General features: G+C 44.9%; 18 protein-coding genes and 1 pseudogene. 10 read left to right on the top strand and 9 right to left on the bottom strand.

Annotated elements, in window-relative coordinates; all coding sequences use genetic code 11:
• Positions 1-137 precede the first annotated feature (137 nt).
• A complete protein-coding gene (locus tag JC525_RS19270; protein ID WP_198817734.1) occupies positions 138-605 on the top strand; it encodes a DUF3592 domain-containing protein in 468 nt (155 codons plus the stop codon).
• A 288-nt stretch (positions 606-893) separates the two neighbouring features.
• Positions 894-1,376, top strand: a complete 483-nt coding sequence (locus JC525_RS19265) for a hypothetical protein (protein ID WP_198817732.1) — start codon at positions 894-896, stop codon at positions 1,374-1,376.
• Positions 1,377-1,564: 188 nt separating this feature from the next.
• On the opposite strand, the gene JC525_RS19260 is transcribed toward JC525_RS19265, so the two are convergent.
• Positions 1,565-2,116, bottom strand: a complete 552-nt coding sequence (locus JC525_RS19260; RefSeq protein WP_198817730.1) for a DsrE family protein — start codon at positions 2,114-2,116, stop codon at positions 1,565-1,567.
• Between the two features lie 719 nt (positions 2,117-2,835).
• Between JC525_RS19260 and JC525_RS19255 the strand changes: the two genes are divergently transcribed.
• From JC525_RS19255 to JC525_RS19240, 4 genes are all read left to right on the top strand, one after another.
• A complete protein-coding gene (locus JC525_RS19255; RefSeq protein WP_198817728.1) occupies positions 2,836-3,426 on the top strand; it encodes a DUF4136 domain-containing protein in 591 nt (196 codons plus the stop codon).
• 213 nt (positions 3,427-3,639) lie between these two features.
• Positions 3,640-5,625: a class I adenylate cyclase gene (locus JC525_RS19250; protein ID WP_198817726.1), complete on the top strand. Its 1,986-nt coding sequence runs from the start codon at positions 3,640-3,642 to the stop codon at positions 5,623-5,625.
• A gap of 280 nt (positions 5,626-5,905) precedes the next feature.
• On the top strand, positions 5,906-6,298 hold the full coding sequence (locus JC525_RS19245) for a BlaI/MecI/CopY family transcriptional regulator (RefSeq protein ID WP_198817724.1): 393 nt from the start codon (positions 5,906-5,908) through the stop codon (positions 6,296-6,298).
• Positions 6,291-7,532 carry a M56 family metallopeptidase gene (locus tag JC525_RS19240; protein WP_198817722.1) on the top strand — a complete coding sequence of 414 codons (1,242 nt, stop codon included), beginning with the start codon at positions 6,291-6,293 and terminating at the stop codon, positions 7,530-7,532. Before JC525_RS19245 ends, JC525_RS19240 begins: the two co-directional genes overlap by 8 nt.
• Positions 7,533-7,788: 256 nt before the next feature.
• On the opposite strand, the gene gloA is transcribed toward JC525_RS19240, so the two are convergent.
• Both gloA and JC525_RS19230 read right to left on the bottom strand, forming a co-directional pair.
• The gene (gene gloA, locus JC525_RS19235) at positions 7,789-8,337 is read right to left on the bottom strand and encodes a lactoylglutathione lyase (protein WP_198817720.1); all 549 of its coding nucleotides are present in this window, start codon (positions 8,335-8,337) and stop codon (positions 7,789-7,791) included.
• 99 nt (positions 8,338-8,436) lie between these two features.
• Positions 8,437-9,198 (bottom strand): DUF1456 family protein, encoded by a 762-nt coding sequence (locus JC525_RS19230; protein ID WP_198817718.1) that lies wholly within the window; start codon positions 9,196-9,198, stop codon positions 8,437-8,439.
• 258 nt (positions 9,199-9,456) lie between these two features.
• Between JC525_RS19230 and JC525_RS19225 the strand changes: the two genes are divergently transcribed.
• The 3 genes from JC525_RS19225 to JC525_RS19215 are packed head-to-tail and all read left to right on the top strand — an operon-like array spanning position 9,457 to position 13,164.
• Entirely contained in the window at positions 9,457-9,954 is a 498-nt protein-coding gene (locus JC525_RS19225; protein ID WP_198817716.1) for a (2Fe-2S)-binding protein, read from the top strand.
• Positions 9,954-10,979, top strand: coding sequence for an FAD binding domain-containing protein (locus tag JC525_RS19220; protein WP_198817714.1), 1,026 nt, complete (start codon positions 9,954-9,956; stop codon positions 10,977-10,979). The genes JC525_RS19225 and JC525_RS19220 overlap by 1 nt, the downstream gene beginning before the upstream one ends.
• Positions 10,966-13,164 carry a xanthine dehydrogenase family protein molybdopterin-binding subunit gene (locus JC525_RS19215; RefSeq protein WP_198817712.1) on the top strand — a complete coding sequence of 733 codons (2,199 nt, stop codon included), beginning with the start codon at positions 10,966-10,968 and terminating at the stop codon, positions 13,162-13,164. The genes JC525_RS19220 and JC525_RS19215 overlap by 14 nt, the downstream gene beginning before the upstream one ends.
• Positions 13,165-13,269: 105 nt before the next feature.
• On the opposite strand, the pseudogene JC525_RS19210 reads toward JC525_RS19215, so the two are convergent.
• Positions 13,270-13,383: pseudogene (locus JC525_RS19210) on the bottom strand (dienelactone hydrolase family protein); the annotation flags it as partial.
• Positions 13,384-13,497: 114 nt separating this feature from the next.
• On the opposite strand from JC525_RS19210, the gene JC525_RS19205 reads away from it, so the two are divergent.
• Positions 13,498-14,055, top strand: a complete 558-nt coding sequence (locus tag JC525_RS19205; RefSeq protein ID WP_198817711.1) for a PepSY domain-containing protein — start codon at positions 13,498-13,500, stop codon at positions 14,053-14,055.
• Here the strand turns inward: JC525_RS19205 and JC525_RS19200 are convergent.
• The 5 genes from JC525_RS19200 to JC525_RS19180 form a co-directional block, all read right to left on the bottom strand.
• Positions 14,050-16,062 carry a TonB-dependent receptor gene (locus tag JC525_RS19200; RefSeq protein ID WP_332874137.1) on the bottom strand — a complete coding sequence of 671 codons (2,013 nt, stop codon included), beginning with the start codon at positions 16,060-16,062 and terminating at the stop codon, positions 14,050-14,052. The genes JC525_RS19205 and JC525_RS19200 overlap by 6 nt on opposite strands.
• A 173-nt stretch (positions 16,063-16,235) precedes the next feature.
• Positions 16,236-19,490 carry a VPS10 domain-containing protein gene (locus JC525_RS19195; RefSeq protein ID WP_198817709.1) on the bottom strand — a complete coding sequence of 1,085 codons (3,255 nt, stop codon included), beginning with the start codon at positions 19,488-19,490 and terminating at the stop codon, positions 16,236-16,238.
• A gap of 251 nt (positions 19,491-19,741) precedes the next feature.
• Positions 19,742-20,629, bottom strand: coding sequence for an SDR family NAD(P)-dependent oxidoreductase (locus tag JC525_RS19190; protein ID WP_198817708.1), 888 nt, complete (start codon positions 20,627-20,629; stop codon positions 19,742-19,744).
• A gap of 340 nt (positions 20,630-20,969) precedes the next feature.
• Positions 20,970-21,662: an SDR family oxidoreductase gene (locus JC525_RS19185; protein WP_198817699.1), complete on the bottom strand. Its 693-nt coding sequence runs from the start codon at positions 21,660-21,662 to the stop codon at positions 20,970-20,972.
• 162 nt (positions 21,663-21,824) lie between these two features.
• Entirely contained in the window at positions 21,825-22,379 is a 555-nt protein-coding gene (locus JC525_RS19180) for a type 1 glutamine amidotransferase domain-containing protein (RefSeq protein ID WP_198817697.1), read from the bottom strand.
• Between the last annotated feature and the right edge of the window lie 202 nt (positions 22,380-22,581).

The raw sequence follows: 22,581 nt of genomic DNA, 5'->3' as shown, positions 1-22,581 counted from the left end.
GGAATCTATAGAAGTTTAGGCTGTAAGGGGCTGCCTGTGCAGCCCTTGTGTACGTAAACCGGACCTTGGTGCATTAAATTTTTCCAAACCCAAGGTCAGTAGACTAACTCCAAGAATAAGCGCATATTGAGTAGGTAATGGCTAAATATAAAAAACTCTACACAGCATGCTTGTTCATTAATTTGTTTCTTCTACCATTGTCTACTTATGGGATGTTGTTAGGTATAGCGTCTTATTTTTGGGACGAAGCTGAAGGGATAGTTTTGTCGGCTAGTAGAGTTGCAGTGAGGACTGGAAATAGTTACGTTGATGAAGCAGCAATAGAGTTCACTTATAGTGTTGATAACGTTCAGTACGTCTCAGATATAGTTTCACTCAACCCGAGAATCCAATTTAAAAATAGAACGTTTAGCTTAGAAAAGCTAAAACAATATGGGGTCGGCAAAAAGGTGAAAATTTTTTATCCGGCTCTTTACCCTAGATATGGAGTGTTAGAAGTAGGCGTTAAGCCAAGTACCTTTTTTATGTTTTTTGTTTCCATGCTATTGCTACTTACTGGGAGAATATTTAAAGGCAAAATTACTAAAATAAATAAGGTAACGTAAATTAAAAGCAATTTTATAAAGGCTCACTCTCTAGGACACTTTTTGAGCTGATTTAAGTTTGCCTTGATCATAACGAAATGTGCCACTAGTGATAGTCGCTTGTGTACGTGATGCAGGCATTAGGAATAGGTTTCAGTCCGCCCCAAAGTATGGTTAAGATGTAGCTACTGAACTACTGGCGATTCACAGTTGGCTTTTTGTTCGTGCCTCACTTATTTTAGCCAACTGCAATCTGCCGCTTAAAACGGCATTATGAATTTAGGCAATAGTCTGGAGATACTTCAAAATATGGACAACTTAAACACTGAAGAGTTATTGATTTCTTTTCCTTACTTAAGGAATTTAAATGCAGATATGTCGAACCTCGGTGATGTTGGGCAACATATGCTAAGAAAATATGTACATGGAAAATCGAGTAATAGCCTGTTCTATAGTGACCATGCTTGGGCAAAAACCGACTCACAAATTATTCCAATGAGTGCAATGAGTAATGCACCGAAAAGCAATAAAGTTTCTATATGGAAACAACTTAAACAAGAGTTTTATAAATTGGTATGTACTAAAGATAGAGCTTATACAAAAGTAAGGCAGAAACTTTTTTCAAGTACAAAGTTGCTAGCCAACTCTATTGTATTTTCTATTGCGGCTGCCATAGGGAAAGTTATTGGTATCGCTGCTGGAGCAGTTTCCGGTGCGGTGGCTGCATTTATTTTCGCATTAGCAAAAATGGGTTTAAATGTATATTGTAAAGCAGCTGCACAAAATCCATAACAATCTGTTAAACAAGGACAAAATACAGTTGGCTTTTGCTCCTTCGTCGCTTTGTCTAGCCGACTGTATTATTTCTTGTTAACAGGGTGTTAAACGTCTGCTGTTTGTCTTAACCAGACTACCCTCACTGAGCTACGCATGATTCCCATTGCTTTAGATAGACGCATTCTTCGGGTATGTTAAATAACTCAAAACGGATTCACCGAATACCCTTTTTGCGCTAAGCGCGCATGAGCTGTCATCGCAGACAAATCCATTTTGACACCTTCAATCAACGCACTTTTGTCAACGCCATGCGCAACAGCAGACTGCCCGCATACTATTACTTCAACACCTTGCTCCATTAATGCGGTAAGCAGTGATTCATTGCCGTTAGGCTGGCCTTTGCGCTGTTTGAAGTTCGCTGTTTTAAGCATTTCTTCGGTAGCAGAACCGTGCACCACAAGCGCAAGCGAGAGGTTTTCGTGTTTTACACCGTTAGCTACGTGCATATTAATAAACCGCGCCAGCGACTCAAACTTGCGGTTAACTTCTCCAGGGTTTGCCGCTTTGGCGACATCAAATGCAATCTTGAATGTCTGATTTTCAGGAAAGCTTACGCTATCGACTGACGCGTGCTTCCCAAAATTGCTAAACACTGGACCATAGTCAAAATCTGATTTTGCTGAGGCCTGCCCTGCGAAGAAGAGTAAAGCCGCCAAACCGAGTGATGCCTTACCTGTTTCTTTAATCATGCTCATATCCTATTCCTTAACTATTCCCCGAACCTTAACGCGCGAGTAGCGCTGTTTTGTAAACTTCAAATGTCATATTACTTAAATCATCAAGGTTATACACGGCTAAAAAACAATCTTTACTCTCTTTGCTTTGCGCAACACTCGCGTTTGTCTCTGCATTAGGGTAAGCAGTGAAAGCACCATTGTCGGAAACTAGCCCAACTTGAGCCTCTTATGAACTGTGTGCAGTTGCGCTGAATGAAAAAAAGGAGGCCACTACCGCTGCTAGTGCACCGTGTTTTAGTAACGTTGGTTTCATGTTCACTTTCCCTTGATTGATTGCCGCAATCTTTCAGTCTGAGTAAAAATACAGACGTAAAAGATTACATTGAAACGAGTTATAAGCCATTTCATACGGCTCATCCTTCTATGTGGAGCACCTAGCTGCAATTAACTTAAGTTGACTGACTAGCAAGTGAAAAAATCAAAAAAGGTTTGTGCCCAAAATAAACGACAAATTTATGATAATGCCAAAATCTCAAACTTGCATGATCATAAAGCGAGTAAAGGCAGTTCGCCTTTTCCTTGAACCTGAAAAATAACAACGATTTTGCCAAGTCTTGCTAAAACAGTCTGCTTTATGCGATCCAAAGTAAGTAACAGCGACGTTTAAGATATTAATCGTCGAACTTTGCTTCGTAACGGATGTCTTTAAAAAAGCAATATTTTACAGTGAGTAAGTTATGTATAGCGGTACTTCAAAAGGTTTAATGAGAGAGATAATGCTTTCAGTGAATAAAGCAAAGGCGGTTTTATTCTTAGCAATGTGCGTGCTTATTGTAAGTGCCTGCAGTAGCAAAAAGCCGCAAGTAAGTGTCGATGACACACAAAACTTTGCTGATATTAAAACGTTTCACATTCCCTCTCCGGTTAAGCCGATAAATGCAACGCTGGCCAATCATCTATCTTCTACCATTACACAAAATCTAATAGCGAAAGGGCTGACACCGGCCTCAGAAGAAAACGCTGATATCACGGTAATATACTTACCATCTAATTCAACAAAAGAAGATGGCACCACGTTAAATCTTGGGTTGGGAACCGGGAGCTTCGGGCGCTCGGGTGGGATATCTCTGGGCAGTATTTTTAGTATTCCCGTCGGAGAACAAACTACATTACAGCAAGGCCTTCAAATTGATATGGTTAAAGACGGAAAATTCATTTACAGCGCATCTGGTGTGGTAGAACTTGAATCAAAAGACAGTATAAGCATTCAAAATAAATTGGATGAGCTTGTAATTAGATTACTTGAGCAGTATCCGCCGACCCAATAGAGCGCGTTATTTCACTATTAAAAATACTACTGCACATACGAATATTTTAAAGTGATGGCCATTTCTCACAAACGTCTTCAAAAGAGATTGCTTTTGCCTACATCGTTGTTATCAACAACTTCAGGAAAAGATACTTACTTGCGATGAAAATTTGAGGAAGTTGAAACAAAATAGCGTTATGCTTGGCATCATGATGAAGTGCAGATTGACATAATGACAGCGCCACAGCCGCTTTCAGTTAAGCAAAACCTTACGATAAGGTTATTGCGAGTTCTCAGGTATAATAAGTCGCGTATTGAACGTGCGCTTACCCTTATGCCTGAAAAGCAAAAGCCTCTTTTTCACGTCTTACCGTTCCTAGTTCATGTTAATCATGAGTCACTTCCTGGCTATGTAGCGCCTCTTCCATCAGGTGAGAGTGTTCCTTTTGGGATCAATAATTATTCGTTCAGGTCCGATATAGAAAAAGCCTTGTTGCGATGCTTTCCTGCACAGAGCCACTTATTTACCGATGTAAAACAAATTTGGCCAAGGCAACGCGCTATCGATGCACTGGTTCTTATGGGGAGTGTGGGAACCATTGCACAAACCGACGACTCAGACTTTGATTTTTGGGTCTGCATTGACGGTAAACAATTCACGCCGACGGAATTATCGTTACTACAGCAAAAACTTACCGCAATTGAAGAGTGGGCAGATGAACGCTTCGGTATCGAAGTACACTTCTTTTTATCTGAAATTGATAAAGTAAAAGAAAATGATTTTGGAATTGCCGAGGGTGAAAGTGCCGGTTCAGCCCAAGCGTTATTATTAAAGTCTGAGTTTTACAGCACCAATATTGTGGTAGCCGGTCGAGCCCCTTTCTGGTGGCTAACCCCCGAAAAAACCTCAGAAAAGCAATATAGAGCGATTTATAACAGTTTAGATAAAGGCGGGTCGCCCGACCTAGACTGGTTTATGGATTTGGGTAACTTGGAAAAATTGGACGCCAGTGAGCTTTTCGGTGCCGCCATTTGGCAGCTTGGAAAAGCCATGGACTCCCCTTTTAAATCCGTTTTAAAAATGGCGAAGCTTGAGGTTTATCTCGCCAATATTGTCGAAGGCCAACCCTTGTGCAACATTCTAAAAAGGCATGTTCACAGAGCGACCGAAGCCCCAGGGCATGTGTCAGACATCGACCCCTACTCATTGATGTTTGACGAACTCATCGCTCACTACAAAGCTCATGGACACGCTGAAGACGTTGCCGTCTTGCAACAGTGTCTATATCTAAAATGCGGCTGCGCACTAAGCGAGCCGCTTTTTGAAGACGAAAAACCTAATTTTAAGCGCAAAATTATGGCGTCTTACGCCAGGCAGTGGGGCTGGAGCCGCAAGGATCTTGCACATTTTGATAATCAGCAAACGTGGAATTTCAGTGAGCGGGTGCAGCTAAGCCGACGTATTCATCGGTTCTTGTTAAAGTGTTATCGCCGTATTTCAAAAGAATTAGGCCACTATCAGCAGGTCATGGACGAAAAAGACATGACGGTTTTGGGTAGACGGCTGAGCACATACTACGCGAAAAAGCCCGACAAAATTGAGTTTTTAAGGCGAGCTTTTGACGAAAGCTTGTATTGCGACACCGTGACGATTGCCATGCGTCAGCTCAAAAACGGTGACGAGGTGTGGTCGGCCTATGCAGGAGACCTTCTTAGCAAATCAGGCATTATCGACGAGTCGCAGAAAATTTCTCAAGCGCCAAGCGCTATCGCGCTGATGGTGTGGTGCGTTTCAAGTAAGATTATCGACACAAATACGAAGGTGTTGCTCGACTACAATTATGGCGAAGTCAGTGAGCTTGATTTAAACGACCTGCTTAAACATTTGTGTAAATACTTCCCGCCTGTAAAAGTGGCCTCATTACCTCGAAATGACCTACTCGCTCCTGAGAGGATTACGGCATGTTTTGCCGTGGTTAACTTTCCTACGCTTAGACAAAAGGCAACAGTCGAGGACGTGTCTATTCTTTACTCTACGTCTTGGGGCGAAACCTTCCTTAAAAACGGTCAAGATGCACTTGATACCCTATGGTACGAGTTACAGGAGGTCACCCCAGCCCCGCCCTGCTATGTCATGGTCCCACGAGGAAACCAACAAGCGCGAATTTTGGGTGAATTTCTGGAAGCCAATGAACTTAGCTTTACCGTTCTGTACTGAAAAATTAAAGGTACCTTAGACTTTTATTGCCTTGGTTTGCTTTCTCGCCTTCCTTTCTACTCTTGCTTGTTACTCTCTTTCATCTTGTTCAACTACTTTCTTACTTGCACCATTGTGTGATTTAAAGGCCCCAAGTCTATTTATATCAATCCGCATAGATAAGTACCTACTCTTTGAAACTGCGCTAAAAACACACAAAAAATTCTTGCACTTTAAAATTACAAGTGTAATCTAAATATATCGACTACAAATGTAATCAAACAAAAAAGACGTTAATACTATGAGCAACATGCAGGAAAAACCTGAAATTTCGAACGCTGAATTTGAAGTGTTAGACGTACTGTGGGACGACCATCCTGCAACGTCAAATGATGTTGTAGTGCGGCTTAATGATAAAAAAGATTGGCATGAAAAAACGGTAAAGACGCTGCTTGGGCGCCTGGTAAAAAAAGGGGTGTTAGGGTTTGAAAAGCTGCAACGCCAATACCTCTACTACCCGCTCATTGCGCGCGAGGATTATACAAAGAAAGAAACGACAAACTTCGTTAGTCGCTTATTTAAGGGCAAAATTGCCCCAATGGTCGCCGGCTTTGCCAATCAAAACTCGCTTTCTAAACAAGATGTGAGTGAACTGAAAGCCCTTATAAAGGAATGGGAACAGAAAAATGATTGATTGGCTCATTGCTCAACAAGGCGTTTTATCGCTAGCGCTTGGCTTACTGATTTTCTGCGAGCACTTTTTTACTAATAAGATTGGCGTTTCTCTTTCATATAAATTGTGGGCGTTAGTGCCTGCGTGCTTGATTGTTAACAACCTTCCCATGTCGTTAGTGAGTATTCCATCAAATACCTTCGCTCGATATGTGGTTGGTGTAAAGCCCACGCTTGGCACTGACCACTTTGCAACTTGGCTTACTCTTTGGGCGATAGGTGTGACTATCATTACTACCTATGTGTTGGTCCATCACTTCGCAACCTGGACTTCTATTTCAAAGCGCCACGCATTACACACCAATGCGTATTATTCTAGCAAGGCGCCTATGCCCATGTTGTTTGGTTTTATTAAACCCAAAGTACTTATCCCCTTCTCATTTAAAAGCACGTTTTCAGAAAAGCAACAAGCCTTGGTGTTAGAACATGAAAACGTACATCGCAAACACTGTGATCATCTGTGGAACACCTTAGCGCTTATTATCGCCATCCTATTTTGGTTTAACCCCCTCGTTTGGCTAGCGCTAAAGTCCTTCAGAATAAATCAAGAGCTGGCATGCGATAACGCGGTACTGAGAGACAAAGCAGACAAAGAAAAACTCACCTATGCAAAAGCACTTGTGCAGTGTGCTGAGCATTGTTCAAACGCCCTGCATCGTACAATGGGGCTATACCCAACCTTTGGAGAAAAAAGGACTATGATCAAACGATTAAACGCCATTAAACAACCTATTCAGAGCAGTAAAGTGCTGGCAGCAGGGATGCTTTCCATTGCAGCGCTACTGACTATAAATACGGCATTGGCAAATTCACCCGTACCGTCAGCTAAAGCTGAAGATAAAATTAACATGGCGTCACCTATAAAACGTGTTCCACCCGCCTACCCAGAAAAAGCGGCACAAGACAATGTAGAAGGCTTTGTTGTACTTTCTTTCGATATCACTGAAACCGGCGCGACCGATAACGTAACCGTGGTCAAATCGAAGCCAGCAGGTGTATTTGATAAGAGCGCTAAAGTTGCCCTTGAACAATGGGAATACAAACCGCGTATTCAGGGCGGAAAAGGAGTAAAGCAAACGGGGCTTCTCGTTCAGTTAGACTACCAACTTAGCGCCAACCTCGATACCGCGAGTATTGAGAAGAATGCCCTCCCAGACGCAGAGCGCATAATTATTCCACCCAAACAAAACAAGTAAGCACGAGACTTGTCAGAATACTAAAAGGAGCGCACCGCTCCTTTTAGTGTTTTGCCTGATTAACTTAATTGCTGTCTGATTTACGCTTATTTTAGTATCACTACTTTCTAGCTATGCGAGGTTTAGTGAAAGCGTAAAGTGCTAAAGCTCTATCGAAGCAAAGCTTGATGAACTTGCAAAGCATCGATAACAAACTGTGAAGTCGCCGCCCACTATTGAGTTAGCAATAAGCGCAATTTACATTATAAACAGTGCGTTATTTTCTTAAATGCGGCGCACAAGTTTCAGCAACTTTTGAAGCGTCGAAAATCTCAATCCAGTAGCCGTCTGGGTCTTTAATAAACGCAATACCTTTCATAGAGCCATCATTAAGGCCTTTTTGAAAAGGAACGTCTAGGGATTCGAATCTGGCGCAGGCTGATTCAGCATCGGGTACATGAAAACCAATATGACCAAATCCCTTAGGTTCGGTATTGCCGTTGTGGTAGCTAACCGTTTCTGGCGTATCGCCCCAGTTGTGGGTTAATTCAAGCATTGCTGGGCGACCAAAAGTTTGCTGGGTACGCTCATCGGCATCGTCGGAAATATCCGAGAAATCGTCACCTGCAGCCAAAAAATAAAGGCTAAACTTCATTTCTTCAAAATCCAACCGCTTAATGAGTGTCATCCCCATTACGCGAGTGTAAAAGTCTAGCGAGCGCTTAGGGTCCGCAATGCGCAGCATAGTTTGGTTGAACACAAAGCCTTGGGTAGCAGCATCTTTTGCTTCACACAACCCTTCTGCCTGTTCAAAATGACGACTCATATTTTCTCCTTCACTTAAATTCACAGGTGTCAGTTGACGCACAAGGCTAACAAGTCTTCGAGCACAAACAAATGAAGATCATCTAGCGGTTAACTTTATTCACCGCTTTTTAGCAGGTAGCTCGCCCCACACAGATGTATTGGTTTGCTTTTTGCCTTTTTGAGACTTATCGTTAACACTTCGGCTAGCTGCGCTCTCAACCTTTTTAGAAGGTGATGCCACAACGCCTTGTTTATTTGTATGAGGTTTGCTCTCGTTTGGTTTACCGTTTTTTGGCGTAATCTCTGCCGGTTTGATCTCTTTAGGCTTGCTCTCTTTAGGCTTATTAGCGCCCAGCGTACTAGTGGTTGGCTTTTTAAGGCTTGTTTGCGCGCTGCGACCAGCGCCAGTAGAGTCAGGTCGATATTTTTTCACCATACCCTGCAGCAGGTTGCGAACGACCTGGTCGCCAGCAGGTTTGAAATTTCGGTGGTCAGGCTTTCTGAAAAACGCAGATAGCTCGCCCTTGCTCATCCTAAAATCCGCTAGTTTAAGTACGTCAATCATATCTTCATCTTTATAACTCATTGCAATGCGAATTTTGCGCAGTACTTCATTATTGCTCAGACGTTCTTTGGGCCCCAATTCTTGAGGCTCCTGCCCTTCTTGTCGACCGCGATTTTTAATGATTAGTCCGTCAAGGAATAAGGAGATAATCTTATCGCGACACGGAAGGTACCCTTCTTCGCCCTCTCGCTTCATCACAGCATGCAAATAACCTATCTCCATGTCGTAATTAACCAGTTTAAAAATACTAATAGCGGCAGTGTCATTTATGGCTAAAGCGTAACGAAGGCGACGTAAAACATCGTTGTGGATCATGTATATAGGCCTGAAGTGAATGTGTGAAAAAGGGATATGACAGTAAGAAGCGTATACAAAATGCTCCCAGCGCGCATTTTACACCACTTAGCGTAAAGCATCTATCGCGGCTTTTTACGATTTAAAAGTGAAGACGTGAAGATTAAATTACGACCGAAGTTAAAACTAATTTAATGTTTGCGGCGTATCGATTGATAATCTCGTCTCGCTTAATTCACCGGAGTACCGAATTGAGCCTATTGGTAAAAGGACATGTCCATGGCAACACTGAAATTAAACGGGAGCGATGTTAGTCTTCCCGACGACCCTCGAACAACGCTTCTCGACTTTCTTCATCAACATCTTTCTTTATTTGGCACAAAAAAAGGGTGCGACCATGGCCAGTGCGGTGCATGCACTGTTCTTGTCGATGGGGAGCGCGTCAATGCTTGTTTGGCCTTTGCATTTCAATTGGAAGACTGTGAAGTTACAACCATTGAAGGTATTGGACAACGCGATAGCCTTCACCCTCTACAGCAAGCGTTTATTGAAAGAGATGCGTTCCAATGTGGATACTGTACGTCTGGACAAATCTGCTCGGGCGTCTCTTTGCTGCAAGAATTAACAAATGGCGATCCGAGCGCCGTAACCTATAGCAGTAAAGCGTCATTAAAAGAAGACATCAGCGAGCGCATGAGTGGCAATTTATGCCGATGCGGCGCTTACCCCAATATTGTTGACGCTATCACAGACGTGATTGCAATGGAGAGACAATAATGCAGCCCTTCGATGTCCATCATTTTAATGACAACACCCCGCTAAATACCTTTTCAACTGCGAAAACATCCCGTTTTTTAGCCGGAGGCACGAACTTAATTGATCTTATGAAGCTGCAGGTAGAGACACCTAAAACGCTTATTAGCCTGGCTAAATGGAAAAGTGCGAACGCTATTTCCCAAAATAACACGCACTACCATATTGGTGCCATGGTAAGCAATTCTGACTTGGCTAAGTTTGCCCACTCAGAGCCCTCGTTGTCAGTTTTGTCTCAAGCGCTTTTGAGTGGCGCCACAGTCCAGTTGCGCAACAGAGCAACAACTGCTGGAAATCTGCTTCAGCGCACACGCTGCTATTATTTTTACGATACAACCAAAGCGTGCAACAAACGTGAGCCGGGTTCAGGTTGTACAGCATTAAACAGCATGAACCGTATACACGCTATATTTGGAACAAGTGACAAATGCATTGCCACGCACCCTTCGGATATGGCTGTCGCGATGATAGCGCTAAATGCCATCGTTAACACACAACTACCAGATGGCACTGAACGGAAAATCGCGCTGCGAGAATTCTATCAGGCGCCCGGCGATTCACCTCATATCGAGAGCGTTCTTCAAGACGGTGAACTCATTACGCACGTTAGTATTGAGAAGAAAGAAAGAGGAACGCAGTATTATCATAAAGTTCGAGACCGCTCCTCGTATGCCTTCGCACTCGTGTCTGTGGCAGCGGGACTGACAATAAAGGACGGAAGAGCTCACAATGTGAATCTTGCCTTTGGTGGCGTGGGCACCACACCTTGGTATCCAGAAAAAGCAATTCGTGTTTTAGAGGGCGCTGAAATTTCACCCGAGGTTATATCACAGGCAGCAGACGCCGAGCTTGCTACCGCCAAAGTATTCGGTAGTAACGACTTCAAACCGTTGCTGTTGCGCCGCACTTTAGAAAAAGTGCTTATGGAAATATTTACTCATCAATCGGACCACCCACACCACGAAGGAGCATTACATGGCAACGCCTAATTCGAAGATAGTGGGTTCAGCGGTCAATCGTATTGATGGCGTTCAAAAGGTCACCGGACAGGCAAGATACGCTGCGGAACAAATGAGCGAACAAATACCACTGGTAGGCTGGATTGTTGCTAGCGATACGGCCGTAGGTGAAATTACCTCGCTCGAAACTGGCCTTGCTGAACAATCAGAAGGGGTTCACGCCGTTATTACCTACAAAAATGCGGGGCCGCTGAAGCCCTTCGGTAAACCTGCAGACGAAAGCAGGTTTACTCAAAGCCGCGCCGTATTGAACGAGCCGCATATTCGTCATTTTGGAGCACCTGTCGCCTTAGTGATTGCTGATACCTTAGAGCAGGCTCGTTACGCGGCAAGCTTGGTTGACTATACCATTGAAGGTCAAACGCCAGAACTCCTCACACACTTTGAGGGTGCCACCCAGGTACCAGACTCACTAGACGGTGGGTTCGAGCCTGATGCCACCAGCGGCAATAGGCCTGACAATAGTGACGTGAAAACCTCGGTAGATAGTACCTACACCACACCGTCTCAAATATCAGCGGCGATGGAACCTCATGCTACTGTGGCAGAATTTAAAAACGGTAAACTCGAAGTATTTACTAGTGTGCAAATTATAGCTTCCGCTGTTGAAGCGCTTGCTATTACGCTAGAGATGGATGCAGAAAATATTGTGGTTCAAAGCCCCTTCATTGGTGGAGGCTTTGGTTCCAAATTGGGTTTACATTACGATGCAACCCTAGCCTGCATAGGCGCAAGGCACTTAAAGCGCGCGGTTAAGGTGGTGTTGAGCAGGCGCCAAGTGTTTTACAACACGCCCCATCGCGGTCACAGCACACAGCAAATGACTCTTTCTGCGAATTCAGACGGCGAGTTATTAAGTATTGTGCACAAAAGCGCAATGCCCAAAGCAAAAGGCTACGAATTTGCAGAAGCAACGGGCGCAGGTGCCCGAGTCACTTATCAATCTCAATATATTGAAAGCACACATAGAGTAAAAGACGTTGATCTACCGCTTATTGATTCAACACGTTCACCTGGTGATGCTATTGGCTCCCTTGCCTTTGAATCGGCAATTGACGAGCTTGCACACGAAGCTGGTGTCGACCCCCTTACCTTTCGCTTAAACAATTTACCGGTAGTTCACCCGATGAAGGGAACCCCATTTACCAGCCACAATCTGGGGGAATGCCTTCGTCAGGGCGCACAACAGTTTAAGTGGCAACACAAACCTCAGCCTAGCAAAGGCAAAGTAATCGGGCACGGTGTGGCCAGTGCTATGCGTATGAATGTATTCGTTGAGAGTTCAGCGCAAGTTGAAATAGATGAACAAGGCAAGGTGACCGTGCGCACCGACATGACTGACATAGGCACGGGTACCTATACCATTCTTGCGCAGATTGCCGCCGATGCGCTACAGACATCGGTAGACAATGTAACCGTGCAACTTGGCGATAGCCGTTACCCCGCCTCTTGTGGTTCGGGCGGTTCTTTTGGTGCAGCAAGCACAGGCTCTGCGGTTAAGAGAGCCTGTGAGGCCCTTCTTGACTCGATACAAAGCCAACTCCCATCCGAGCTATCTAACGCCAAACTTTATGTGGAAGAGGGTAAGGTTAAGGCAGCAATGCCTAATACAGATGACACGGCAACACAATTTCTTATCACAGATTATATCCCTACGAATACATTTCCAATTTCGGCAATAGGTAAAGTGTCTGAGGATGATACTAGCGACGATGAGCAATACTCATGTGGCGCGCACTTTGCCGAGGTAGAAGTAGACACCTACACCGGCGAAGTTAGGCTTCTTCGTCAATACGGCATGTTTAGCGCAGGGCAAATTTTAAATATTAAAACAGCCTCCTCTCAAATTAAAGGCGGTATGGTGTGGGGAGCAGGCTACGCCCTCACTGAAGGTATTCATCATCATGAAAATAGTGCTAGCTTCGTTAACCCAGATTTTGGTGAGTATCACATTGCTGTGAATCGAGATATTGCTGAGGTAAGCTTAGATTTTCTTGAGGAGCCGGATTACGCCGCATCACCTGTAGGGGCCAAGGGTATTGGAGAGCTAGGCATAACCGGTGCAGGCGCAGCCATCGCCAACGCAATATTTGATGCAACTAAAGTAAGGGTGCGAGACTTCCCAATTACCATGGACAAAATTATAAGCGGATAGCCAGTGGCGTTTTGAAATTTTTAGACGTTTTAGCAAAAAATGCCGAAAGCAGTTATATCAAAGCGGCCTTAGCGGGCCGCTTTCTTGTGAATAAATAAACAGTAGCTAAGCAAAATGCTGCTTAAAAAAGGCGATCGTACGTTGCCACGCTAACTCTGCATCCTTCGGGCTATAACGGCTAGTTGAATCATTGTGAAAGCCATGCTGCGCCTTCGCATAGCCTGCTCTGTTATCCGTTAAAATGCGCAAACCTAGCGCTGGAGTGTTTTTACTGACAGCGCCGTTTCCCGTATAGTTATGTGTGTTTTCAATCTTTGTTTTAAGTGTTGGTTGATGTCGGGTTCCTTTCGCAAATACGGTCGTAAATACAGTCGCAGTATTCATTTGTGGCTCTCGCTGGTTATTTTTATCCCCGTTATCATTGTTATCGCAAGTGGCCTTTTACTTCAGGTTAAAAAGGAATTTGACTGGATCCAGCCGCCTACGCAAAAAGTGCAGCACACACAACGCGGCATTCCAACCATCTCGTTTGAAACCTTACTAACCTCAGTGCAGCAAGTCTCCGAGGCAAACTGGAAAACTTGGGAAGACATTGACCGGCTAGACGTGCGTCCCGACAAGGGCATCATTAAGGTGCGAGGTAAAAACAATTGGGAAGTACAGCTTGATGCTCAAACCGGTGCAGTGCTTCAGGTGGCATACAGACGAACAGACACCATTGAAGCTATTCACGATGGAAGTTGGTTCTTTGAAGGCGCAAAGCTCTGGCTCTTCTTGCCAGCGGCCATTTTACTTTTTGTACTTTGGATAACAGGGCTTGTGATGTTAATCACCACGTTGAAAAGCAAATACCGCAAAAAGACACACAGACGACCGCTCAATAATCTATAGCGAATAGGTTATGGCTAGCTGAAGGCTATCGCCTTGTGCAAATGCCGCTCTGTCATCTGCGCTGGTATAATATTGCTGGTTCGTGAGATTGGTCCAACTGGCTTGAAGTTGTACGCGCTCACTCACTTGCCAATGGGCGCCAAAATCTACTGTAAATACGCTATCAAGCACCCGTTCTCCGTTTGCTACATCTGTTTTACTTGCACGATACGCTAGCACTGTAAAAAAGCGCACATCGCCCCAATTTATGCCAATATCGACTCGCTGATTATGGGGAGGAATATCGGCAACCGTATTCCCTAGGTTATCTTCGCCCGCTATCCATGCACCACTTATCCTTGCGTCAAACCTAGCATCTTTCGATTGCCAGTTAAGCTGATAGCTCGCCCCTTTGATCGTGGCAGTATCAAGATTTACGTATTGAAGAATATCTTCAAAGACCGTTAGACGTTCAATGTAGTTATCTATTTGCTGATAAAAAAGCTCCACCGAACCCTGCATTTGTTCGCTACGATAGGCCAGCGTAGCTTGCGTATTAAGCGCTTGTTCTGTATCCAGCGACGTATTTCCTAGTACAGTACCGCGAGGTGTTTCCCCGGCGAAAAAACGCTCCGTAAGCGTTGGATTTCTAAATGCGCTAGAGAAGTACAAGCTTGCGTTCCAGTGAGCCGACAACCGATAATTAGCGCCCGCATAGGCACTTATATTTTTTGCAGTTACGCTGCTTTTTACACCTGCGTCATCCGACTGGCGCTGCCAGTCTATCCTTGAGCCTACTGCAAACGAGGCCTTTTTGTACTGCCGTGACGCATCGAAAATACCTGCTATGTTTATCTCGCTGGCATCTAGCGTTCGAACCTCATAGGCTAGTTCGGCTATTGGCGAGGCCCCATTGGACGCAGATGGAAGCGCGGTAAGACTAAACTCCTTTTCGTCTGCCACCACGCCTTCACGCCCAGTAACTTGGAGTTGAAGGTTGAGCAACCAGCGCTGCCATACTATGTCGCTTTTTACATCAAAGCCATAATCGAACGCGTTATTTTCGCTGTTATTAATTCTGCTGAAGGGGCGCAGTACAGAGGTATCTAGGCTTGACTGATGCCACCATAGGTTGCCTGAGAGATCGCCGGTTGCAAAGGCGAGTTTACCCAACCAATGGCGGTTATCTGGGTAGGTTGTTACCCTGTTTTCTGGATAATCACTGCTGGATTTTCCTATGTTGTTGTTATCTGAGTAAAGCGTCCACGCGTCTTTGACGATTCCGCTTGAAGGACTATGGCGTATAAATAATGCGGTTTGCTCGAACTGATCGTACAAGGTGTTTTCTCTAGCATCAGTGCCATTGTTCGCACTACGATGGGCAATATTCCAGTCGGTGTTCTCGACATTACCTGCATAACTCACCGACTTCATTTGTTGATTACTGCTATAACCACCTTGTACATAGGAATGTTGAGGTGGATCCATATGCAGGTTCACCGCACCACCTAATGCACCCGAGCCAAAATAGGTAGAGGCAGCACCAGGTAAAACAGAGACAGAGGAGACAAAGCTTGGAGGAATAAAACCTATGCTTGAGCCTGCCCGTCTGTCACTCACAATTGGCACACCGTCTAACAGAGTTTGTATGCGCCAGCGAGAATAACCGCGAAGGCTGATACTTTGGATTTGCCCGCCCTGGCCGTTTAATGAGATGGATGGAGATTGCAGTAACACGTCATTGGTGTGCAGTGGTGTCACTAGGCCCCGTTTATCGAACTCATACTGCGGAAAAATGTTTGACAGCGTTTTGTCATAATACGGTCGCACAGCGGTAACGGTATAGCGCTCTAGCGTCTGAGGTTCAGCGCTTTGCGCGTAGCCTGAAGGTGAGGCGATAAGCAAAATAAAGCCTGCGCGCAAATAGTAAGATGACAACGGCGCACTATAGAATTTGGAAAATTTAAACGCGTGGATAGCAAGCCCAATAAAGAATAACGAAGAAAACGTTGAGAAAAACAAGAGCACTCTCATCAAGTAGCAAAACGGAAAAGTAAAAAACATGCGGCAGACAAAGGACTACCGCATGTCATTTAAAATAAAGAGAAGCGCTTGTTTCCTTTTTCAGCTTTATAAATGGGCATAAAAAGAGAACGCGCTTCTATAAAAGGCATAGAAACTATGCCCTAACGGCGAATCAGCTATTGAGCTACAACTGGTAAACCCGGTGTCCACGGGCCACCGGCATCAACAACAGCTTGCTGTAGGGCTGGCACCGCGCGACTTTGAAGCGTGCTAATTCGTGTTACCGCATCGTCCAGACTATCGTTGGCGTAACCAAGCTGGTCTTTATGCTGTGCGGTAGGGCCGTATGATGAACCCAGTGCAGAACGTGCATAGCCTAAACGGCTCATCACGTTTGCTGGCTTAATACCCATTTTATCGCGAGACTTAAGACCAAAGAACACCTTGTTCAAGGCGTTTAGTTCATCTTGAATCGCCGCATACTGAGACTCAAGATTGCTTACGTCATTAGGTGTGCGTTCAATGGCCGTGCGCAGTAACGCCATTCTATCTGTCAGCGTTTTAAGCACGGTGGTTGATGAAATAGCCCGTTTTTGCGCGTCGCTTACCGCTTTACCATAAGCCTCGATTTCGTTATGGGTTGCTCCTTTAAGTGCTCCCTCATATATAGGCGTTAATTCAAACGACACTGGCTCAGAAAGTGGCGTCACCTTCGCACCTACGCGTTTAAACAGGGTAGCGGTGTACTGACCAGGCAATGCCATCAAACCTCTATCCTTGCTGTCTTTGTCGGTAAGGGGGTTGGTCGATGAAAACTTCATGTCCCATGTTAAACGATGCAGGCCTTTCTTTGTCTTACCCTCAACGCGTTTAACTACGTCACCTTCGCTATCGCGAACCTCAACGTAGACAGCGGGCGCAGCTTCTTGGTTTTCAGCTTCAACCGCTTCCCAACTTGGATATTTAGGGTACTTCTTATCTTCTATTAATTTCTTCTCTGCTTCTTGGCGCTTTTCTTTTGCCGTTAGCAAGCTGTCTTTCAGATAATAAGTAAAAGTGGCACCGTGCTCGGGGTTTTTGGCAACAAAGCGGTCATCGCCATCAGAGTCGGTGTGATTATCATCTAGCTGGAACCACTTAACCGGGCGGCTCGGCCCAAATAAAATGGCGTCTTGCTGCATCGATTTTTCAGTTAATGAACGAAGTGGAGCATAATCGTCAAGTATGTAAATACCGCGACCAAAGGTTCCAGCTACCAAGTCGTTTTCCCGGCGCTGAATTTTTACATCACGGGTTGAAATGGTTGGCATGCCGCCATCTAATTCTACCCAATCCTTACCACCGTCTACCGAGAAAAACACACCAAATTCAGTACCAATAAACAGCAAGTCTTTGTTTACGTGGTCTTGCACAATACGCCAAACCAGATGTTTTTCAGGTAAATCTTCAGCCAGCGAAGTCCAGCTTTTACCCAAGTTTGTCGATTTAATTAAATAAGGCTTATAGTCGCCATATTTGTGGTTATCAAGCGCCACATAAACGGTGTTAGGGTCGAACAAGTCAGCGCGGATATCATTGACGTATGAGTTAGCTGGAATGCCTTTAATGTCGTCTAGTTCAATTTTCTTCCAAGACTTACCGCCGTTGGTGGTGACCTGAATGATCCCATCGTCAGTCCCTGCCCACAGAATGTTTTCATCCACTGGACTTTCGGCGAAGTTTGCAATGGTGTGGAACTCGGTCATGGCATACAAATCCCATCCCGCTTCTACCGACCAGGTACGTCCCATCAATGGCGAGTGCATTCTATTGCCATTTTTTGTGAGGTCACCAGATATGGGGGTCCAGCTGTCGCCGCGATCGTCGCTTCGCCATACGCGCTGTGAAGCAAAATAAATACGTGCTGGGTCGTGCGCTGACACATTAATCGGCGCGTCCCAGTTATAACGCTCCGCCGGATCACCAGGAAGAGGCTGCGGTTTAATATAAACCCCTTCTCGGGTTTTCATATCAATACGGGTTAAATTACCCTGTTGCCACTGAGAGTACATAATATCTGGGTTACCTGGCTCTGTAGCAGGGCCATGTCCGTCACCACCAAGGGTTAAAAACCAATCTTTGTTTTTAATACCCTCTTCTCGTCGAGTACGCGACGGGCCGCCCTGGGTAGAGTTATCCTGTGCACCCGCGTAAATCTTATAAAAAGGTTTCGAGTCGTCAGGCGCCACCTTGTAGAACTGTGTTAGTGGCAAGTTGGCCATAAAGCGCCAGTTCGCCATTCTGTCGTGTGACATATAAATGCCACCGTCAGACCCCATTAAAACAAAGTCTGGGTCAGTGGGATGAAACGCCATGGCGTGGTCGTCTACGTGTTTGCGTTTAGTATTAATGGGCGTCCAAGTTTTTCCGCCATCGTCCGACACTTTACTGTAGTTACTGGCGATATAGACACGGTCAAACTGATGTTGATCTGCAAAAATTTCTTGATAGTAATGAGGGCCGGTTCCGCCGCCCACTTCGTCAGACATTTTAGTCCAGCTAGCGCCCTGGTCCGCCGAACGATAAAAACCACCGCCGCGGTTGTCCGTTTCAATAGTGGCATAGATAACATCTGGGTTTATGGGCGATATGGCCATACCAATTTTACCCATATTGCCTTCCGGCAACCCGGTTTTAAGCTCTGTCCAGGTTTCGCCACCATCGTTTGACGTATGAATACCTGCCCCTTCATTGGTGCCGACATAGGCGCCAATTGAGCGTTGACGAGCCCAAGTAGCCGCATAGAGTTTATCCGGGTTGCGCGGGTCAATTAGAAGAGACGTTACCCCAGTCCACTCATCAGCGGGCTTAAGTACTTGCTTCCAGGTTTCACCACCATCAGTAGTCTTATATAAGCCGCGCTCGCCGCCACCGCTCCACAACGGACCTTGCGCCGACACCCAAACAATATCAGGGTTGGTTGGATGGATAATAATGTCGGAGACGTGTTCTGATTTCGACAGCCCCATATTTTTCCAGCTCTGGCCGCCATCTAATGACTTATAAACACCATCGCCGAAACTGATGTGTCTACCACCATTATTTTCACCGGTGCCCACCCAAATAATATTTGAGTTACTTGGCGCTATGGTGACATCGCCCGTTGAATAAACGGGTTGGTCATCGAAGATAGGCTCCCACGTTGTGCCCGCGTTAGTGGTTTTCCATACGCCACCCGAGCCAACCGCGGTGTACCATGTAGAGGGATTATTCTGATCAATCGCAATATCAGCGATACGCCCAGACATGTAAGCAGGCCCAATGTTTCTAAGCTCCATAGCTTTAAACGTTGAACTGCTGAAGATTTCATTTTTGTCGTTTTTATCTGCGTAGGTGGGAGTGCACGAAAGTGCAACTGATACAGCAACTGCCGCTCTTAGAAGCTTTCTCATTATTATTGTCCAGTGTGTTTATTCGGGCAAAGCCCGTTGTGAATTTGTAGTATTACCACTGTATAGCATTACTAATAAATGCTTAAAGTTACAATGTAGCACACGACCAACTGCCCATTACAAAAGTTAAAAAATTAGGAGAGGTTATATGCGCTAGTCACCACCTTTCACCGACAATAAAAGATGGCGACAATTTATGGAATTTAATTTTTACTGTTCTCAGTCAAATCCCACTGAGTTGTTATCAGGTGCTAAAACGTGACAATCTCATCATTGATTAGATGACCGACCACAGCGCTTTGTTCTGCATCTTCAAATGCGCTATCAATCGCTTTAAATCGCCCACTTGTGACCTTACGATAATTTGGGTGAGTGTAAATATAGGTTTGCTCAGACTGAAGAGCCTCAACTACCCGCTCAGCAAGCATGGTTGCCGGGATACCGGATTCAACCGCCTTAGTGGCTGCTTGTGCTCCAACTTTAAGTTTTTCTTTATCGATGCGCTTTTCAGCCGCCACAGCATACTTTTGCTGTCTATTTCTGTACGACTCATGAATACGGGTTTTCACAAATGCAGGGCACAACACAGAGGTATGAATACCAAAGGGTTTTAGCTCAGCCACCCAACTTTCGGTCATAGATACCACTGCGGCTTTCGATGCGCAATATGCACCGGCATATGGCATGCCCATCATCCCAGCCATAGACGCTACATTTAACAGCCAGCCTCCTTCACCGTGCTCTTTTATAGCAGGTACACATGCCTGCGCACCGTATAGTACGCCCATTACGTTAACATCCATAACCCAACGCCACGTTTCATGCTCAGCGTCTTCTACTTTACCTGGCGAGCCTCCCACGCCAGCGTTATTAACCACCATGTGCACTTTGCCAAACTTCTCTTTCGCACTAGCAACAATATCTTCCCATTGGGAATAGTCGGTAACATCGAGAGCGCAAGTCAGGACATCAAAACCTTGCTCTCGCAGCGCGCCACCAGATTCTGTTAGCGCCATGTTATCAATATCACCCATGACAATATTCATGCCCTGCTTTGCCAATGCTTCAGCCAGTGCAAAACCTATTCCACCTGCGGCACCTGAAATGATGGCGGTTTTTCCCGCAAACTCGTTAGACATTCTACTCTCCTATTATTGTTGTAGCGCCAAAAGGCTTATTGCTTGAAGCCATTCATAACAAGGTTCCGAGGCTTTCACACCGCTCTGTCGGCTATGGCCTATGTGATTTGTTTGACGCTTTATTAGACACAATCAGATTAGGAGCAATACAGTGAGAAAAATACTTTATTTGGCTAATTCGCATAGCTTCATGAAATTAATAGGGAATACGCAGGAAAGACAACTGAAAGGAAAAACGATATGGTCAATTATAATATTCGGTAAAAAAAGACAAAAAAGGGGCGGTTTCTATCCCAGCCCCTCCTTTTTTTCAATTTTTTCGTTTGCGTAAAAAACCTGACTAGTTGGCAGGCATGACATAGACTTCACGCACACATGCCGAATCTTCAGCGCTTAGTGCAAACAGTACTGATTTCGCAATATCTGCTGGCTGCAATTTATCTTCTTTCGGCTCGTCGAAAAATGGCGTATTGACCATGCCTGGACATATTGTTGTGCATCGCCCGCCCCACTCTCTCATTTCTTCAGCTAAATTCTGCCCAAAGCCATAAGCGAACCATTTGCTTGCACCATACACAGAACCTTTTAGTGCTATACGTCCGGCGACCGAACTTGTAATAATAAAGTGGCCTTTGGTGTCGCGAAGATAGGGAAGACCAGCTTTTGCAGTATAAAGGAGGCCATTAACGTTAGCGCCTAACATGCCGTCCCAATCTTCTACATCACCCTTTTCAATACCTGCGGCTTTTGCCCCGCGCCCAGCATTTGCGAAAATACCATCAATGCGGTCAAAGTGTTTGTTAACATCTTTAAATGCCTTTTCCACTTCGTCAAAATTGCTCACATCGGCTTTAACGGCGAATGCGTTATCTTCGCCAAGCTCATCTACGAGTGCTTTTAGCTTATCTTCGCTTCGCGCCAACAGCGCAACCTTAAAGCCTTTGCCCACAAGTTGCCTCGCGGTTTCTTCACCAATACCACTAGATGCTCCGGTAATCGCGATAACTTTGTCATTAGTTTTTTCGTTCGACATAAATCCTCCTAACTTACTAAGCGACAGTGACGAACGCTGAATGGCAGCGTTACGAATACCATCGCTTATTGCCTTTCCCGCCTAGGGTTAATTCAAAACAGTTCGCTAACGTCGCTTTATCGTTAATTTGCTTGATTAGTAACTACTGCAGTCTTTCAAACACTACTGGATGAGCATTTCGCTAATCTTGTTAACAAAAGCAGGGATGTCGTTTGGGTTTCTGCTAGTCACCAATTTTTCGTGAACAACCACTTGCTCATCAACCCATGTGGCACCAGCGTTTTTTAAGTCGGTTTGAATACTTGGGAAAGATGTTAACTTAGCGCCTTTCGCTAAGCCAGATTCCACCAACATCCATGGCCCATGACAGATTGCGCCTATCGCCTTGATGTTTGAAGCATCATTCGCCTGCTTTATAAACGTCACAGCATCGTTGTTCATACGCAGTACATCGGGGTTTATTTGCCCGCCCGGTAACACAAGAGCATCGTAGTCTTGCAAGTTCGCTGACGTAACTTGAACATCAACCTCGACGTCCTTTCCCCAATTATCTTCGTCCCACGCTTTTATCGTAGACTGGTCATCGATGGATAAAATGTCGACCCGAGCGCCTTGCTCAGTCAACATGTCTCTAGGCTGAATTAGCTCACTTTGCTCAAAACCGTTAGTTGCAAGAATAGCGACCTTTTTACCTTTAAGATTATAGGTACTGCTCATTGGTTTACTCCTTTTTAAAACTGAACTCAGAACGGCAAATCAGACACTTCAAACCCTAAATGAAAATCTAATTAAAAGTTTGGGCCAATTTGCAACATGTTATTGATAGGTGCAATTAGCAAACCACCAACAAGAAATTAGCTTAAACAACTGTTTTAATTGAATATTCACAAGGAAGGAATAACGAAAACCTAACTTACTG

The organism is Alteromonas sp. IB21 (assembly GCF_016405965.1).
In the GTDB taxonomy this organism is placed as follows: Bacteria; Pseudomonadota; Gammaproteobacteria; order Enterobacterales; family Alteromonadaceae; genus Alteromonas.
The sequence above is the reverse complement of the archived record's forward strand: the minus strand, read 5'-3'. Positions and strand labels throughout refer to the sequence as shown.

Bases quoted from the DNA above. Each gene is read 5' to 3' on its own strand.
- JC525_RS19245 (WP_198817724.1), top strand. From the start codon at position 5,906: ATGAGCAACATGCAGGAAAAACCTGAAATTTCGAACGCTGAATTTGAA.
- JC525_RS19250 (WP_198817726.1), top strand. From the start codon at position 3,640: ATGACAGCGCCACAGCCGCTTTCAGTTAAGCAAAACCTTACGATAAGG.
- JC525_RS19195 (WP_198817709.1), bottom strand. From the start codon at position 19,490: ATGAGAAAGCTTCTAAGAGCGGCAGTTGCTGTATCAGTTGCACTTTCG.
- JC525_RS19240 (WP_198817722.1), top strand. From the start codon at position 6,291: ATGATTGATTGGCTCATTGCTCAACAAGGCGTTTTATCGCTAGCGCTT.
- gloA (WP_198817720.1), bottom strand. From the start codon at position 8,337: ATGAGTCGTCATTTTGAACAGGCAGAAGGGTTGTGTGAAGCAAAAGAT.
- JC525_RS19220 (WP_198817714.1), top strand. From the start codon at position 9,954: ATGCAGCCCTTCGATGTCCATCATTTTAATGACAACACCCCGCTAAAT.
- JC525_RS19255 (WP_198817728.1), top strand. From the start codon at position 2,836: ATGTATAGCGGTACTTCAAAAGGTTTAATGAGAGAGATAATGCTTTCA.
- JC525_RS19215 (WP_198817712.1), top strand. From the start codon at position 10,966: ATGGCAACGCCTAATTCGAAGATAGTGGGTTCAGCGGTCAATCGTATT.
- JC525_RS19260 (WP_198817730.1), bottom strand. From the start codon at position 2,116: ATGAGCATGATTAAAGAAACAGGTAAGGCATCACTCGGTTTGGCGGCT.
- JC525_RS19225 (WP_198817716.1), top strand. From the start codon at position 9,457: ATGGCAACACTGAAATTAAACGGGAGCGATGTTAGTCTTCCCGACGAC.
- JC525_RS19190 (WP_198817708.1), bottom strand. From the start codon at position 20,629: ATGTCTAACGAGTTTGCGGGAAAAACCGCCATCATTTCAGGTGCCGCA.
- JC525_RS19185 (WP_198817699.1), bottom strand. From the start codon at position 21,662: ATGTCGAACGAAAAAACTAATGACAAAGTTATCGCGATTACCGGAGCA.
- JC525_RS19180 (WP_198817697.1), bottom strand. From the start codon at position 22,379: ATGAGCAGTACCTATAATCTTAAAGGTAAAAAGGTCGCTATTCTTGCA.
- JC525_RS19230 (WP_198817718.1), bottom strand. From the start codon at position 9,198: ATGATCCACAACGATGTTTTACGTCGCCTTCGTTACGCTTTAGCCATA.
- JC525_RS19265 (WP_198817732.1), top strand. From the start codon at position 894: ATGGACAACTTAAACACTGAAGAGTTATTGATTTCTTTTCCTTACTTA.
- JC525_RS19205 (WP_198817711.1), top strand. From the start codon at position 13,498: ATGTCGGGTTCCTTTCGCAAATACGGTCGTAAATACAGTCGCAGTATT.
- JC525_RS19270 (WP_198817734.1), top strand. From the start codon at position 138: ATGGCTAAATATAAAAAACTCTACACAGCATGCTTGTTCATTAATTTG.